Genomic DNA, 13,890 nt, shown 5'->3' with positions numbered 1-13,890 from the left:
AGAAATTATTCGTTGGTACTAGGAGGAACTGCTGAAGTAGCTGATGCTTGCTGACGTTGATCACGTTTTTTGCGATCAGCCGAAAGTATATCTGCCATTACTATCAGTGCTTGCGCCATTTTGTCGAGGTTAGAGCGATATAACTCCAAATCTTTGCTCAGTTTTTCTTCAGATAGATGCAGCCCTGTAGCGATCGCACTTAACGCATCAGCGCGTTGTTTATCGTCTTTCACTAATTCAGGATCTGCCAGTTCTAACAACGAAAATAAACCAATCGCAAATAAACGACTGTATTTAAAGCTAGGATTGTGAGCGATCGCTTGCAATTGTGATTGCAAATCAGGATCTCGATCTAATGGGGTCTTTTGACCAAGCCAAGAAACTAAATCTTGAACCGGCAAACTTTCAGCAATGGCTTTTAATTTAACCGCTTCCTGTCGATAGCGTTGCGGATCTTGCTCTACAGCGTGACATAGAGCATTAAATATAGATTGTTGATCCTCTTGTGGTTGGTAGCCTTGCATAAAGCGGTCAAAGGTTGTGACCACGCCTAAGGCATAAATAGAATTGTAGCTAAAATCAACATTGACTGATAGTAGGTGCATTTCTACCATCAACTCTTCCACCACCCGACGATAAATAGTATTTATTGGCCGGGTATGGAGACTGTAGAAAGTTCGTTTTGTATCTGAAACTGTACGGACGTTATTCACAAAGAAAATTTTAAGGGCGACTTATTCTTATTTTGTCGTGTTAGGGTTACTTTGCCAAGTTATCAACAACAAGTGATCCCTAGATAAATCTGTCCCCTTTTACCTAGTGATGGAACGGGGTAGACCTTCTAAAGCATCTTCTTCATTTTCAAAAATTTCAAATACTGTATCCATCATTGTCACTTCAAATACTAATTTAGAATCTGGATGAATATTACAAAGACGGAAAGTACCATGAACTTTGTCCGCATCACGCATTCCAGCGACTAAAGAGGTAAGACCTGAACTGTCAATAAATTCTACTTGACCGAGATTTACAAGTATATGACGGCTGAATTTAGAAATACATTCTTGTAACTTGAGGCGAAATTGCCAAGCATGGGTAATATCCAAACGCCCTACTGGTGTTAAAACAATAATGGTATTGCCATCTTGAGTTGTATAGGATTTTTGGTCTATATGTATCACTGAACTGCACCTCTCTAAATCAATTTGAAACATGAACTGAAAATAAAATGATTAGGTATATAGATTGAAACTAATTAAATAGTTATTTTAACAGAAATTACGCACGAAATACGAAACATCAGGTTTTTAGTTTGCTACTAAAGCCTCGCAATAGACATCGACCGAATTTGAATATGGGTTTTCCAGAATCCTTCTAAGGATTCTCGGTTCTACATTCTTTTTCACCAGATGTCTATTCTAGAAGTTTTCTAGATCAAATAAGCTGTTTGAGCAATACGCTAAAAGAGCAATATCAATTCTATCATTTCTTAGGGATTCAGTTCAAAATAACTGATATAAAAATGCTAACAATTACAAAATTCACATAAGAATATTCTGTTGATTTATGGGTAATATATTATACTGCTATCTCAATAGCATAAAATAGTAAAATTAGCAATCTTCCATCCTAAAATTACATGGCGTATAGTCTTAGTTTGTCCCAAATAATCAGATTGATAATCAGAACTAACTATGGTTCAAGAACTTGAACGAAAACTCCAGGGTGCAACCTTTCCAGAATCGGCCACCGCAGCCAATCCGGTATTTTTTAGAACCTACAGCCGTAGGACAGAAGCGGGACTGAGAGAAACTTATGATCAGGTGTGCGATCGCACTCTTAAAGGCTTAGTGGAACTGGGAAAACTCACCCGTGAAGAAGCTGCCATTTTAGACAAGATGCAGCGCAACATGAAATCCCTCCCCAGTGGACGCTGGATGTGGGTTGGTGGCACAGATTGGTTAACCAAACCCAAAAACTTCTCCGGCGCTTATAACTGTACCTCCACCAATCTCCTAGACTGGAAAGCTTTCGGCTTGATGATGGATTTGGCCATGATGGGCTGTGGTACAGGAGCCGTCATTGAACCACAATATATTAATCAACTGCCTCCTATCCGTAATCGCCTACATATTACCGTCAAAGGTGAAATTGGTAGCACCCCTAAAGAACAGCGTCGTGAATTTACACAAACCCATATAGAAGCTAACACCGCTACTATCCACGTTGGAGACAGCCGGGAAGGTTGGGTAAAATCCTATCAAACCCTGTTAGAACTTTCCACCGATGAAAGGTTTACAAGTGACGTTCAGGTATTTGTAGATATTAGTGACGTGCGCCAATCAGGGGAAACCCTCAAAGGTTTTGGCGGTATGGCTAATCCTGTCAAGTTGCCGGGATTGTATCAGCGTTGTGCCTCTATTCTCAATAAAGCTTTAGGCAGACAATTAAATTCAGTTGAATGCTGTTTGTTAATTGATGAGGCGGCTGTCACGATTGTCGCTGGCAATATTCGTCGCTGTCTTCCTGAAGATGCCTTAGTTCATACCTCTAAAGGTCTTGTACCTATTCGTGACGTGCAAGTGGGTGACTTGGTACAAACTCCTTTAGGATTTCGTCGAGTAGTTGATAAATTCGACCAAGGATTTCAGGATGTCTATGAAATTGAAACTAATGCAACTTACCCTAGAGCAACTTTAAACCACAAACAAGCAGTTTTAGCAGATGCTAAAGGTGGAGTTAACTGGAAATCAGTTGCAAGTTTAGTCGAAGGCGATCGCCTACTTCATAACACACAAATACTACCTGGTACAGTTACCCATCTTCCCTCTGATTTTACAGAATCTAGACCTTCCCAAAGTCGAACCAGCAAGAACTTGATAGTTCCTGATCTCACACCTGAAGTAGCTTGGTTAATTGGACTGACTCACGGTGATGGCTATGTTGCTCTTGGTCGTAATAAACATGATAAGCCCTATGGCCGTGTAGAATGGTCAATGAATAGCTTACAGATTGAACAAACAGCAAAAATTCAAGCCAAAATAGATTCTGCTTTAGCTTTATTTGGATTGACTGCTACTCACAGCGTTAGCAAAGGTGAAAATACTGCCAAATCAATTTGTTCTTCTATCCGACTAGCTGAATACTTCCATAGCTATATTAAGCAGCCTAATGTTCCCTTAGTAATTCCTAATTTTATTTTGCAGGGTTCAGTAGATATCCGGGCTGCTTATCTAGCTGGACTAATGGACAGTGATGGGGCAGTTAATAACCGACCTCCTCACCTAGTTACATCAGTTTATCCATCATTTGTTCGACAAGTTGGTATAGTTTTATCGAGTTTGGGTATCGCTGGTAGAATTTCTACTACTCGTCCCCAGAAGCAGGAATGGCAAATTAAATACCACGTTAAGCTTCCAGCCCTCAAAGAACGTTACAACGCTATCATTGCCCTTCACTCAGTCAAGGGAGAATTGCGTCAAGGATTAAAAACCTATGGTTTCACCATTCCTGGTGCAATGATGCGAGAGGCTTACACCTATAGCGAAATGCGAGATATGGGTTTCCAGGGTTCTCGCTCAGTTGATGCTAATTATGAACGCTATATCGCTGAGGCTGATATTTCACTAGATATTCCTGTGACAGTCAAAGGTTTAGGCAGTTACGATCATGTTCAAACTTATGACATTGAAGTAGAAGAAGCTCACTGTTTTTACTGTGACGGTTATCTGACGCACAACTCAGCCGGGATGAGACAGTTCGTTTCTGAAGACGAACAGGGTGCAACAGCTAAAGATAACTTATGGCAACAAGATACAGATGGTAACTGGCGCATAGATCCAGAGCGCGATTCTCTCAGAATGGCTAACCATACTAGAGTCTTTCACCGCAAACCAACATTAGAAGAATCGATTGCTGCTGTACGTAAACAATATTACAGTGGTGAAGGGGCTATTCAATGGGCTGGTGAAGCAGTCGCTAGAGCTAACATTGATTTGTTAACTACACCAGAATTAAAAAAAGACTTCTTGCAAGCATATCAGCAAGAAAAAGCTAAACATTGGATCAAAGAATACTATCCTGAAATTGATCCTGATGAGCTAGAACATAGAATAGGTAGGTTTGGTTTAAATCCGTGCGGAGAAATAATAGGTAGCAATTTTCACTGTAATTTGTCCGAGATACACTTAAATCAACTAGATCCAGATAACTACAAAGAACAAGAAGAAGCATTCACAGCAGGGGCTTTATCTGTAGCCGCACTGTTAAATCACCAATTCCTCGAACCACGATATCAATACAGTCGGGAATTAGATCCCATTGTCGGTGTTTCCTTTACCGGTTTATTTGATTTCTTCGTTCATGCTTTTGGTGTAGATTGGTTACGCTGGTGGGAAGCAGGAAGACCAGAAACCCCCGCAGGAATTATTTTCAAACGCGGTGAGCAAAAATATCTCAGTTTCTGGAAAGATGTAGTTCATAAAGTAGTTTGGGAATATTGCGATAAACACAATATCAAACGCCCCAATCGTTGTACTACCGTGCAGCCTTCTGGTTGTCTGGATCGCACAGCATTGCGGATATTTGATCAAGGATTGCTCTATGCTGATGAATTGATAGCTCCCGGTAGTGGTGAAACCGTCAACTTAAACTTGAGCGTTCGTAAAGGAATTTCAGTTTCTACAGGTATTGCTAATCAACCCCTGCAACTGATTAAAGTGACTTTAAGCAATGGGCGCATCCTCCGCATGACCCCTAATCACCGTCTTTCCATCAATGGAAATTGGGTTTATGCAGCCGATATGACTTCTGGGATGAAAATTGATTTCAGTCTTGGCGAGTATCAAAATCAGCAAGAAGTCTCCTTACTCAATATCGATCAATTCCAGTACACACGAGAAGGACGACAATTAGAACTCGGTCATAGTCGCGGAGTTACAGCGACCATCATTAAAACACCAACAATTATGTCCCCTGATTTGTCCTACTTCATTGGGGCATTATTTGGAGACGGCTGCTTGAGTCCTCATAAACACCGTATCCGTTTTTGCAGCAATGATTACGCATTACTCGAAAGACTGCAAAAAATCGGACAACAACTTTTTGCTTTGGAGGGACAAATTCGCAAATATTCTGACAGAGAAGCTTTTGAACTATGTTTTGCCAGCGTTCAGCTTTTTAACTGGTTGCAACTTAATGGATTAGCAAAAACAGAAGAAAGCCAAAGCCTCGACAGAATACCCTTAGCAATTCGTTGTTCTTCTCAAGAAAGCATCTTGTCTTTTTTCTGCGGTTTAATTGACACAGACGGTTGTATTCGTTCTACAGGCAGGATGTCTATTGATAGCGCCAGTGAAAAGTTCCTGCGAAATCTTCAGCAAATTGGTGAAGCAGTGGGTCTGTGCTTCTCAATTTTCCATAACACCCAAGGAGAAAACAAGCAAACTCAGAAGGATATGTGGGGTTTATGTCTGAGTCGGATGTTGTCCCAACCCGATGCTTTAGCTTATTTAAACAGCAATAGTCTGAAAGCTCAAGCTCGTCCTCTTCCTTCTCCAAAACGCAGTTTCAAATTTCAACCTTACACTGTCGCATCTGTAGATTGGGAAGAAATCCCCGATTATAGTTACGATTTTGCCGTAGAAGGGATAGATGATAATGACTCCTGGTACTGGCAGGGAGGAATTAAATCTCACAATACCAAATCCCTCTTAACAGGTGCTAGTTCCGGTTGGCATCCCCCCAAAGCCCAAAGATTCATTCGTCGGATTACTTTCCGCAAAAATGACCCTGTAGCCCTAGCTTGTATCGACTATGGTTATAATGTCATTCCTTCCCAATCTGACAAAGACGAAAACGGCAATTTGCTGAATGATCCCTTTGATTACCGTTGTACAGAATGGTTGGTAGAAATTCCCGTGGCTGTATCTTGGGCAGATTTACCTGGTGCTGATGTAATTGATGTATCTAAGTTCTCCGCTTTAGCCCAGTTGGATTTTGTGATGCAGGTTCAGCGTTATTATGTTACCCATAACACTTCAGCTACTTTAGAATTGCGTTCTGAGGAAATTGAGTCTTTAGGAACACGCATCTATGAAGCGATTCAAAATGATGAGGGATATATTTCTGCTGCATTGTTAGCTAGATTTGACGATTTGCAATCTTTCCCCCGTTTACCTTTTGAACCAATTGATCAAATTACATATCAGCGTTTGTGTCAAGAGGTGAAAGTACGTCGCCAAACAGATGATTTTTGTGGGGCTTTAAGTCGTTACGATTTAGGCGAAATGACGGAAGCTGGTCCTAGTGGCTGTGATTCTGATAAATGTATGTTCCCGGAAGTTGAACCAACTGCATAGGTTACTGAGCCTGTCGAAGTAAGATTTTGAAATAATTAACCGTCCAAAAATGGGCGGTTTTTTTAGAAATGTAGGTTGGGTTGAGCGACAGCAAAACCCAACATTATCAGGGTTTTTGTTGGGTTTCCTTACGTCAACCCAACCTACGATATAACAAGGTTTTAGCCTTAACCGAGTAGTAAGTATTGTAATTTAGGAGGTAATTTTACAATGGATAAGTTAAATAAACTCCAATATCTTCACGAGGAATTAATCCTAATTCTTCTATTTTGAGCCATTCATCAGAAGTAAAATTTACATAAATAACTTGTAATTGTTGCCAAATTCGGGCTACAACTTGACTACCTCATTCTTTATTATATAAACGTTTAGATACTCGTAAAATTTGATCTAATAACTCTTCTGAAACGATAACTTCTACAGATGAAGATTGTAAAAAACCAACTGATTCTAATATTTTTCTTTCATAACTATCCTGATTAGCAACACCAATAATATAAATATTAGTGTCTAAAAATAGACGTTGAGGGATATCATGACTCATGGTGATTCTGTGCTTTTAATAAATGTTCTTCAGCCATTTCTTTTTTTACATCTTGGACTAAATCAATAATTTGCTCATGGGAATTATATCCTGTATTATCTAAGGACTCTTTTACCTGTGCTGCTATGTCTAGGGGAATTAATGTTTGTTGTTGGAAATTTTCTGGGTGATTTTTGGTAACAGCTTGTGTTAAAATTAGTTTTAACTCGGACTCTAAAGTACGTCCATGTTGTTCTGCTTGATATCTGAGATTTTCGACTAGGTTGGGTTCTAAGTTATCTAGAATTATTTTCATATTTTATACAGAGTTGTGGTTTGATTTAGATTAATTATAACATTGTAATTATCATCTATCAATTCTATTGTAGAATATACTCAGAAAAGTTAATTTACATTAGATGACTTTTGCTATGAGACTGAAATTCATTCCCAGACGAGTTATCGGTTTTACGTTAAGCTAATATCTACATTTAATCAACATTTCCTATTTTTGTTTTTCAAACATCGTCTTAATCTTGTAAATTCTCTAAATCAGCTAAATCTTGTAATCTACCTGATGCTTGTTTATTTAATTTCAAATTTTCTAAATCAATAAAATTAACAAAAATATCATCAATTTTTATCTCTATTCTGGCCTGATAACAGGTTTTAAAGTCTATTCCATCTGGTGTAGTAATTAAATCAATGCGATTAGGGGGATAACCTAATTGAATAATTTGATCAGCGCATTGGAAATCTTCAGCAGTTAAACCTAAACTACCAAAACCAAATCCCACTAAAGCTTTTATCATTTTTTCAGCATTTTCTTGACTCATTTCGATCCAAATATCAATATCTTTGGTATAGCGAGGGTGTCCATGAATGGCTACTGCATAACCACCAATTACTAAATACTTTACTTGATTATCGTTTAATAATTGTATAAACTCTTTGAAATCTTGGTTCAACATTGTACTGATATTGGTGATATTCTCGACGAATTTCTTCTAGTGCTTCTAAACGTTTTTGATGTGATTGCTTTTGCCAATAATAAAAATCGCTTTTTTGTTGTTTTTGATTAACTTTAGTAACAACTTTTTCCATTGTTTATTTTAATAAAGTGATATTTACATAATTATAACTCATAACTGGCATCTTGGAAACCCCTACATCTTATTTATGAATCAATATTTCCTCTTTTGGCTTTTTCCACTTTCTCAACTTGCTTGGGTGCTTCCATTTCGTTGAATAGTCGGATAGCTTCATTAAAGTAGGTGTTACTATTTTCAACTTCACCCATTTTTTGATATGTTAAGCTAAAGTTAATGTTTTTAATTTAATACTGCCACAGTACGATTTATTTCATAATCAAGTTAAAAATGCCCTAACCAAAGATGGATGGATAATTACTGACGACCCATTTATACTAGAATATAAAGGTTTACGTTTATATGCTGATTTGGGAGCAGAAAAGCTATTTGCTGCCCAGAAGATGCACCAAAAGATCGTGATTGAAATAAAGGTTTTTAACAGTCCTTCTTTAATTACAAAATTGGAAAAAACATTAGGACAATATAATATTTATGTTAGTTTAATCAAAAGGATTAATCCAGAACGTAAATTATATTTAGCGATTCCTGAAGCTGCTTATCAAGACTTTTTTCTCAAACCAGCTATTCAAGATATTTTAAGTGATCAACAGCAGATTAATTACATTATTTTTGATCCAATTCAGGAGGTAATTGTACAATGGATAAGTTAGAAAAATACAGAGAAATTATAGTTAGTATCGTGAAAAAACACGCTCAATATAAACCTAGTCATGGCAAAATTGAGGCTTTATGTATTTGTGATCAAGAATCTGATAATTATTTGTTAATGGATACCGGTTGGGATAAAACAGGTAGAGTTCATGCAGTGGTATTTCATCTGCGAATTATTGATGGTAAAATCTGCATTGAATGGGATGGTACGGAAAGGGGAATAACTGCGGAATTATTGCAATTAGGAGTAGAAAAGGATGATATTATTTTAGGGTTTATTCGTCCTGAATATCGGCAGTTTAGTGATTTTTCTGTGGCTTAAAACACAGCAATTACTAGGGTGCGTCAGATGTCAAAAATCTGTTTATCTGCAAATTTCACGGTTTATCTGCAAATGCCATACCGCAATTGGGACAATGAATATCAAAGCTACTCCAAATAGATGTTCTATGATAGTCCCAATAAGAGCCATGTTTAAATAATTTGGTTGAACAATTCCAACAATAGTCTAAGTGTATTTGGTGTCCACATTCTTTTGATTTACAAGTTGCCGTGTAATAAAATTTGTTTTCACCCCTTCTATGTGTGAGAATGTCTATTTTTTTTCCGCCACAATTCAAACAACATAAATCATTAGTAGGTTTTGGCTCTATTGTATTTCCATTTTTTGCATTTTTATTACTTTCTAAAAGATACTCAAAAGCCATTCCAATTAATTTTTTTAGGTTATCTGTAAAATTTGGTTTGTGCGTAATATATCCATATTTGTGAAATGGAAATGTAGGTTTTTGATCTTCTTCACCAAAATAAATTTTATCACCTCCATGATTTGTCATTTTTACTGGCTTATTTTCACCAGTTAAATCATTACAGGGGTGTAAGATAAAAACATAATAATCCGTGTCACTATATTTATCATTTAAATTCTTAATCTCATAGTTCAAAGATTTTTTGTAATTATAATTTTTAAATTTAGCATCAAGCACAAGATAAATTTTTCTATCATTAATGGATATTTCCAGGATAAAATCAGGTCTTTTATTATTTGGGAGTGTTTTTTGATAATATAAAGTAATTGTTCTACCATTCAAATCTCCTTCAAAATTAATAGTTACCTGATTATTCAAGTTATTATTTTCAGGATTAATAACTTTTAGCAGTGTACGAATATCCTGTAACTTGTATTTAAATCCGTATGGTTCTTTTAATGTCTTAATTATAGAAACTAAACACCACAATTCATAAACTTGAGGTATTTCTCTCATACCATAAGTTGTAGCTTTTTCATAAAGATCAAAAACTTCTAAATCTATTCCCTCAGATTTTAATATTTCTTTATATGAATTTAAGGCATTTCGATAACTTATATTTTGAATAAAAGTCATTGAAGGTGTAAAATCTTGAATATTTTGCCATTTAATAGTTTTAAAAAATGTCTTTTTTCTTCTTTGTTCTATTAATGGTAATAATTTTTGTTGTTCTTTTACAAATTCATCTAAGTCTTTAATTTGCTTTTCAAGTTTTTTTATATCATTCTCTAGAGTTTTGACTTGATTTTTTGTTTCGTTTATGTCTTTTTCCGTTAATATTTGAACCCAGTTATTTGATTCTAATTTTTGTTTATTATTGAGTCGTTGATTTAATATATTTTTTTCAACTTCTATCAAGTATGGTTCTATTTTTTTTATTCCTGTTATCGTAAACTGTAGGTAAATATCTCCTTTATAAGTTTTAATATCATCATTCTTTATAAAAGAAAATTCAAATGTATATCTTTGTTTTTCTTCCAAGTAATTTAAACAGGTATAAGGAAAGTTGATTAGACAAAACGCTGTCTTATCGGTTTTGCACCAGAAGCTATTACTACTATTGGATTTTTTATCTTTATACTTAATTTCTATACTTCCTTTATAAAACTTTTCTTGACTATCAAATTGCATATTAAGACTAATTTCTCGCCATTCCTTCTGCATATTTTGCACTTTTTTTTCTTGCAATGAAATTTCTTCTAGAATTTCTTCCTTGTTAACTTGAGGATTAGGGTTATTTAAGACTTTAATTTTAGCCTTTTTATCATTTATTTTATATTCCAAAGATTCTAACTGTTTTTTAGTATAATTAATATTATTTGAAACAATTTTATATATGCTATTTAACATCAAACATAAATAGCGATTTTCATAAATATCGTAATTTTCAATAAATGTTTTTGAAGGTAAAAACCTAGCACTACCACCAATACTTACTAATTTTCTGTAAGTTTCAGCAATAGGTTTTACTTTCTCTATTTTGGCAATACCTTTTGAGGTTAATAATTCAGATTTAGGAGTTTTTTCAATTGCATCATAGGCTTTTAAAAAATCAATAATTGATTTACTTTCTGAATAACGAAATATTTTATCATAGTATCTTAACTCTAATCTACTAGAAGTTATTTTTGATTTTTGAGATGTGATTAAATTCCATAATTCACCCTCAAAATCATTTTTAAGTTGTTCAAAGTCAAAATCCAGAATGTTGCTATTTATATCAATTGGAATAAAATTTTTAATCTGCTTTAAATTGTCTAAAATGCCAATTTCAATTTTACCAATTGTATTTATAGAAGGACAAGGATGATATCCAATTCCCCTTTGTCCTATCTCCCATTCTTCTTTTTTAATTATCCACAAATCATCTTTCAAATTAAAAAGAGAATCATGATATTTTCCATCACTACCTTTTAAAAATGGTGTGTGCGGTGTTTTTACACAAAATTGAAAATACTTACCATCCTCTTTAGTATAGAGAACAATATCATATTCATAAGTATTTATATTGCCAGGTTTAATTGTTGGTTTCAATGGCCTTGCGCTTTTGGTGATACTTAAATATTTGTCGCGTGACTCCCATTCAATAGAAATCATTAAGACTTCAAAATCTTTCATCATGTCTTTCCTTTATATTATGCAAAAAAGTTAATTTGAGAATTATTTTCTGCGTGTTCGATCATTTCAGATAGGAATTTAATAGCGGGTTCACCTATTTCATCATGCTTATGATAGTCTGGATCGCTAAAAGTATCATACTCTTCACCAAGAAGATCCCGTAAATATTCAAGCATATCTTTTAATACATCTAATTTAGTTTTTTCACTAGCATTTTTAGCTTTTTTTTCTGTATCAAATGATAAGCGCGGCAAGATTTTTTGAGTTATGATACTATTAAGAGAAATTTCATCAAAATAATTTTCATAAACATTATTATTACATTCAGCATAGTTTAGAGATTGACGAATAGACCTAGCACCAAAGTCAATATTTAAAGGTAACATAAATTTTTGATTTATTTCTTTTAAATTCATACAAATGTAGGAATTATCCATTTTAGGATATTCTTCCCTTTGAGAAAAAACAACTGGGTTCACATAAACTGGTACTAACTTCAGATCATATTCTGAATTTTTAAAAAATCTTGTTACCTTTTCTTCATAAAGCAGTGGATTTTCAAACTTCACAATGTGTACACGATCTAATATCTTAGGTGAAAAGTAATTTGTGGTTTCATCTACATTAATAGCACCAATAAACCTGACATTATTCGGTATCTTGATAGTAGATGGAAATTTCAAAATATCCATTAAACGTCTTTTGGTTTTGGTGTGTAATTGCAAAAGCGATTCTTTCTCATTGTTACCAAAAATTTCTAAAAAGCGCGTTCTTGCCTCATCATTGTTTAAAAAGTCCTGCCAAGATTTTATTTCAATATCCTTAGCACTGTTTTCAAGCAGGTTTAATAAAGTCTTAAATTCTGATATGAATAATTCTTCTTCATGTTTGGCATATAATTCAATTTCTGGTTGATTACTGCGTTCTTCTAATTTTGAAAGAAAGTCTGCAAAGTAGTATTCAACTCTTGCTAAATTCATCTCATCCAGGCAAATGAGATATAATTGATCTGGATTGTGAATAGCCTCTACTATTGCTTCTGTGAAAGGTGTAGGCAGAAAAGACATCTGAATAGGGTTATAATATCCCAGCAAATCATCTGAACTTGTCCAATTAAGTTTAACAGGTATAATCTTGGCAACGCCACCTAATGCTTCCGCAAATGCTTTGACAATTTGGGTTTTACCCGAACCTGACAAACCACTCAAAACAATTAAATCATTTGTTCTTAATAGGGTCAAAAAATTTCTGATCTGAAATCTTGTATAAATCAGATTTTTCTGATGAAATAAATATTGATGTACATGATCTGCTAATTGTGCAAAATTACTTTCTAATTCGTTGTCAAAACTTAAATAATTACTAGGAATGACGTATTTTTCTCTGGATAGTGAAATATACTTTCTTTCCTCATCTTCGCTCAAAAATTCTAAGTTTAGGCAAATATTAATCTTTTGCTGAAGAATTTTTATGGTGTTTTCCATTTCCGTTTTTTGATTTATTATTTGGTCAAGTTGTATTTTGTTGGACTCTATTTTTTCACTCAATTCCGATATGAAACTCTCATTTTTTGAAATTTCGGTAATTTTTTGAGCGATTGTTTCCTCGCAATATTTAATTGCCTCATTTAGTTCGTTAATTTCATAATTCTTTTCCTCTATGGCTTTGACAAGACCATTTAATCTTTCTCCCTGTTGAACTCTATCAACAGTAGTTTTTAATAAATAAGGATTGTTCCTTATTTTCTTTTGCTTTAGGCTGGCTAATTCACACTCAAAATAATACCGTTCACCTGGTTCTAATTCATAAGGATCGTAAATATATATACGATCAAGATCATTACCATTAGGATATTTTAGTTCTCGTCCGTTATGATCAAGAACAGATTCAAAAAATCCATAACGACTACCAGGGTTTACGGTTAGCACTCCAGATAATACAAGAGATGAAATTTGATTGTATTCAAGAATGTCCTTAATCAACTCACTATCAGGTTTTGCTAGTAGTTTATTAAATTCCTGTTCATCATTTTCAGTCATAGGCTATTCAATAGTAATTACGTTTTTATGCTTACCAGCAACTAAGATTGGCTGTAACATTAACTTGACTATGGGTGTTGTCAGCGTCCAAGCATTGTTACTGGAAATATTTATACCAATCTTTTACATTTATATAATACACAAGTATCTATCGTTTTTAGCAACTATACTGTAAAAGTCCTCTAGTCTCTAGCCACGCTAATTTTAAAAGAGCGATCGCTCCTGTCAGCTAACGCGATCGCTCTCCTGTATCTATAGAAAACAGATTGATATATACTC

13 protein-coding genes and 1 pseudogene are annotated in these 13,890 nt (G+C 34.7%); 4 read left to right on the top strand and 10 right to left on the bottom strand.

Going from position 1 to position 13,890, the window contains the following annotated elements:
- Nucleotides 1-5: 5 nt before the first annotated feature.
- Both psb29 and VB711_RS23160 read right to left on the bottom strand, forming a co-directional pair.
- Nucleotides 6-713, bottom strand: a complete 708-nt coding sequence (psb29, locus tag VB711_RS23165) for a photosystem II biogenesis protein Psp29 (protein WP_323288709.1) — start codon at nt 711-713, stop codon at nt 6-8.
- A gap of 99 nt (nt 714-812) precedes the next feature.
- Nucleotides 813-1,181, bottom strand: a complete 369-nt coding sequence (locus VB711_RS23160) for an STAS domain-containing protein (protein WP_323288708.1) — start codon at nt 1,179-1,181, stop codon at nt 813-815.
- Between the two features lie 513 nt (nt 1,182-1,694).
- Here VB711_RS23160 and VB711_RS26550 point away from each other — a divergent pair.
- A pseudogene (locus VB711_RS26550) lies at nt 1,695-3,386 on the top strand (LAGLIDADG family homing endonuclease); the annotation flags it as partial.
- Nucleotides 3,387-4,360: 974 nt separating this feature from the next.
- On the opposite strand, the gene VB711_RS26545 reads toward VB711_RS26550, so the two are convergent.
- Nucleotides 4,361-4,435 (bottom strand): hypothetical protein, encoded by a 75-nt coding sequence (locus tag VB711_RS26545; RefSeq protein ID WP_416233609.1) that lies wholly within the window; start codon nt 4,433-4,435, stop codon nt 4,361-4,363.
- A 313-nt stretch (nt 4,436-4,748) separates the two neighbouring features.
- Here VB711_RS26545 and VB711_RS26540 point away from each other — a divergent pair, with 313 nt between their 5' ends.
- Nucleotides 4,749-6,359 carry an LAGLIDADG family homing endonuclease gene (locus VB711_RS26540; protein ID WP_416233608.1) on the top strand — a complete coding sequence of 537 codons (1,611 nt, stop codon included), beginning with the start codon at nt 4,749-4,751 and terminating at the stop codon, nt 6,357-6,359.
- Nucleotides 6,360-6,705: 346 nt separating this feature from the next.
- Here the strand turns inward: VB711_RS26540 and VB711_RS23150 are convergent, their stop codons facing one another.
- The 5 genes from VB711_RS23150 to VB711_RS23130 all read right to left on the bottom strand — a co-directional run bounded on the left by VB711_RS23150 (nt 6,706) and on the right by VB711_RS23130 (nt 8,182).
- Complete coding sequence (locus VB711_RS23150) at nt 6,706-6,903, bottom strand: hypothetical protein (protein ID WP_323288706.1); 198 nt, start codon at nt 6,901-6,903, stop codon at nt 6,706-6,708.
- On the bottom strand, nt 6,893-7,198 hold the full coding sequence (locus VB711_RS23145) for a FitA-like ribbon-helix-helix domain-containing protein (RefSeq protein ID WP_323288705.1): 306 nt from the start codon (nt 7,196-7,198) through the stop codon (nt 6,893-6,895). The genes VB711_RS23150 and VB711_RS23145 overlap by 11 nt, the downstream gene beginning before the upstream one ends.
- Nucleotides 7,199-7,412: 214 nt before the next feature.
- Nucleotides 7,413-7,853, bottom strand: a complete 441-nt coding sequence (locus tag VB711_RS23140) for a DUF6036 family nucleotidyltransferase (protein WP_323288704.1) — start codon at nt 7,851-7,853, stop codon at nt 7,413-7,415.
- Nucleotides 7,807-7,986, bottom strand: a complete 180-nt coding sequence (locus VB711_RS23135) for a toxin secretion, membrane fusion protein (protein WP_323288703.1) — start codon at nt 7,984-7,986, stop codon at nt 7,807-7,809. Before VB711_RS23135 ends, VB711_RS23140 begins: the two co-directional genes overlap by 47 nt.
- A gap of 73 nt (nt 7,987-8,059) precedes the next feature.
- Entirely contained in the window at nt 8,060-8,182 is a 123-nt protein-coding gene (locus VB711_RS23130; RefSeq protein WP_323288702.1) for a hypothetical protein, read from the bottom strand.
- A gap of 39 nt (nt 8,183-8,221) precedes the next feature.
- On the opposite strand from VB711_RS23130, the gene VB711_RS23125 reads away from it, so the two are divergent.
- Both VB711_RS23125 and VB711_RS23120 read left to right on the top strand, forming a co-directional pair.
- Nucleotides 8,222-8,644, top strand: coding sequence for an element excision factor XisH family protein (locus tag VB711_RS23125; RefSeq protein ID WP_323288727.1), 423 nt, complete (start codon nt 8,222-8,224; stop codon nt 8,642-8,644).
- On the top strand, nt 8,632-8,967 hold the full coding sequence (locus VB711_RS23120) for a XisI protein (RefSeq protein WP_323288701.1): 336 nt from the start codon (nt 8,632-8,634) through the stop codon (nt 8,965-8,967). Before VB711_RS23125 ends, VB711_RS23120 begins: the two co-directional genes overlap by 13 nt.
- A gap of 55 nt (nt 8,968-9,022) precedes the next feature.
- Here the strand turns inward: VB711_RS23120 and VB711_RS23115 are convergent, their stop codons facing one another.
- Nucleotides 9,023-11,575 carry a DUF2357 domain-containing protein gene (locus VB711_RS23115; RefSeq protein ID WP_323288700.1) on the bottom strand — a complete coding sequence of 851 codons (2,553 nt, stop codon included), beginning with the start codon at nt 11,573-11,575 and terminating at the stop codon, nt 9,023-9,025.
- A 14-nt stretch (nt 11,576-11,589) separates the two neighbouring features.
- Nucleotides 11,590-13,611, bottom strand: a complete 2,022-nt coding sequence (locus VB711_RS23110; RefSeq protein ID WP_323288699.1) for an AAA family ATPase — start codon at nt 13,609-13,611, stop codon at nt 11,590-11,592.
- Nucleotides 13,612-13,890: the final 279 nt, after the last annotated feature.

The organism is Cronbergia sp. UHCC 0137, assembly GCF_034932285.1.
GTDB lineage: Bacteria > Cyanobacteriota > Cyanobacteriia > Cyanobacteriales > Nostocaceae > Cronbergia.
This window is presented reverse-complemented; position numbering and strand designations above follow the sequence as displayed.

What these genes read in the sequence shown, in the direction of transcription:
- VB711_RS23110 (WP_323288699.1), bottom strand. Translation starts at nt 13,611, where the DNA reads ATGACTGAAAATGATGAACAGGAATTTAATAAACTACTAGCAAAACCT.
- VB711_RS26540 (WP_416233608.1), top strand. Translation starts at nt 4,749, where the DNA reads ATGACCCCTAATCACCGTCTTTCCATCAATGGAAATTGGGTTTATGCA.
- VB711_RS23130 (WP_323288702.1), bottom strand. Translation starts at nt 8,182, where the DNA reads ATGGGTGAAGTTGAAAATAGTAACACCTACTTTAATGAAGCTATCCGA.
- VB711_RS23145 (WP_323288705.1), bottom strand. Translation starts at nt 7,198, where the DNA reads ATGAAAATAATTCTAGATAACTTAGAACCCAACCTAGTCGAAAATCTC.
- VB711_RS23120 (WP_323288701.1), top strand. Translation starts at nt 8,632, where the DNA reads ATGGATAAGTTAGAAAAATACAGAGAAATTATAGTTAGTATCGTGAAA.
- VB711_RS23140 (WP_323288704.1), bottom strand. Translation starts at nt 7,853, where the DNA reads ATGTTGAACCAAGATTTCAAAGAGTTTATACAATTATTAAACGATAAT.
- VB711_RS23150 (WP_323288706.1), bottom strand. Translation starts at nt 6,903, where the DNA reads ATGAGTCATGATATCCCTCAACGTCTATTTTTAGACACTAATATTTAT.
- VB711_RS23115 (WP_323288700.1), bottom strand. Translation starts at nt 11,575, where the DNA reads ATGATGAAAGATTTTGAAGTCTTAATGATTTCTATTGAATGGGAGTCA.
- VB711_RS23135 (WP_323288703.1), bottom strand. Translation starts at nt 7,986, where the DNA reads ATGGAAAAAGTTGTTACTAAAGTTAATCAAAAACAACAAAAAAGCGAT.